General features: G+C 33.6%; 2 protein-coding genes and 1 other annotated feature. Both genes read left to right on the forward strand.

Going from position 1 to position 1,692, the window contains the following annotated elements:
* A partial coding sequence (epsC, locus tag VK998_RS02855) for a serine O-acetyltransferase EpsC (RefSeq protein WP_325225257.1) occupies positions 1-393 on the forward strand: 393 nt, incomplete at its 5' end.
* A 53-nt stretch (positions 394-446) separates the two neighbouring features.
* Positions 447-655, forward strand: a binding site (T-box leader).
* 40 nt (positions 656-695) lie between these two features.
* Positions 696-1,691: a tryptophan--tRNA ligase gene (trpS, locus tag VK998_RS02860; protein WP_325225259.1), complete on the forward strand. Its 996-nt coding sequence runs from the start codon at positions 696-698 to the stop codon at positions 1,689-1,691.
* Position 1,692 lies beyond the last annotated feature (1 nt).

The raw sequence follows: 1,692 nt of genomic DNA on the forward strand, positions 1-1,692 counted from the left end.
TTAGCTAGAAACATATCCCAAAGGGCAAGGAGGATTACTGGTATAGAAATACACCCTGGAGCAAAGATAGGAAAAAATCTATTCATAGATCATGGCATGGGGGTAGTAATAGGGGAAACAGCTGAAGTAGGGAATAATGTAACTATGTATCATGGAGTAACCCTTGGGGGAATAGGAGGAGAGCCAGGTACTAAGCGCCATCCTACTGTAGAGGATAATGTAATGATAGGAGCAGGCGCTAAGATACTAGGACCAGTTACCATCGGTATAGGAGCCAAAATTGGAGCAAATGCAGTTATTATAAAAGATGTACCTCCATATACAACTGTAGTAGGCATACCTGGGAAAGTGGTAAAAAACAACAGGGATGATTATTTAATGTACGTAATCTGATAATTTGAGTTTACTTTTATTTAAAATTGTGTATAATGTAAATAACAGATGGATATGAAACTATGATCAAGAATAGTAGATATAATAAAGATCCTAAGCGAGTCAGGGAAGGTGGAAGCCTGATGATACTATTATATTGAATGGACTTGAGAGTTAATATCTGAAATTATAGTAGGATATTAGGATTAATCCCCCTTAAGGATTAAAGTGAGCTAAAAGCTAATTAGAGTGGTACCACGGGAGAAACCCTTTCGTCTCTTTATGAGGAGATGAAAGGGATTTTTTATTTAGGAGGAATAAAAATGGAGAAAAAAGTTGTATTTAGCGGTGTTCAACCTTCGGGAGGACTTACCATAGGAAATTATATTGGAGCTATAAAGAACTGGATATCATTACAAGATGAATATGATTGTTATTATTCTATAGTTGATTTACATGCTATAACTGTACCACAAGTACCTAAAGATTTGAGGAAAAACACATTAGAGGTATTAGCCATATATTTAGCATCTGGGTTGGATCCAGAAAAATCAACTATATTCATTCAATCTCATGTACCGGCGCATGTAGAGCTGACTTGGGTACTTAATACTATATCCTATATGGGACAATTAAATAGAATGACTCAGTTCAAAGAAAAATCAAAAAAATCGGAAGAAAATTTAAATGCAGGCTTATTTACCTATCCGGTTTTAATGGCATCAGATATTTTATTATATCAAACTGAATTAGTTCCAGTAGGGGACGATCAAAAACAACATTTAGAATTAGCTAGAGATTTAGCAGAAAGATTTAACAATAAATACAGTCCTACCTTCCAAGTACCAGAACCTTTGATAAAAAAGGAAGGAGCTAGGATTATGAGCCTTCAAAACCCAGAAAGCAAAATGTCCAAATCTGATGAAAATGAAAATGGCTATATACTTATACTAGACAAACCAGATGCTATAAAAAGAAAAATCAAAAGAGCAGTAACAGATTCCATAGGAGAAGTAAAATATAATGATGAACAACTAGGAATGAAAAATTTAATAAATATCTATAGCGTGTTTTCAGGGGATACCATTGAAGAAATAGTGAATAGATATGAGGGTATTGGATACGGTAAGTTTAAGGAAGATTTAGCTGAAGTAGTCGTAAAGGGATTAAGACCAATACAAGAAAGATATAATGAGCTAATAAATGATAAAGATTATTTAGAAAAAGTATATAAAGAAGGAGCAGAAAGAGCTAGTTATGTAGCCAATAAAACTTTAAGAAAAGTTTATAGGAAAGTAGGATTTATTCAGAGACAATAAT

Origin of the sequence: Schnuerera sp., assembly GCF_035459645.1 — a bacterium.
In the GTDB taxonomy this organism is placed as follows: Bacteria; Bacillota; Clostridia; order Tissierellales; family Tepidimicrobiaceae; genus Schnuerera.

What these genes read in the sequence shown, in the direction of transcription:
- trpS (WP_325225259.1), top strand. Translation starts at nt 696, where the DNA reads ATGGAGAAAAAAGTTGTATTTAGCGGTGTTCAACCTTCGGGAGGACTT.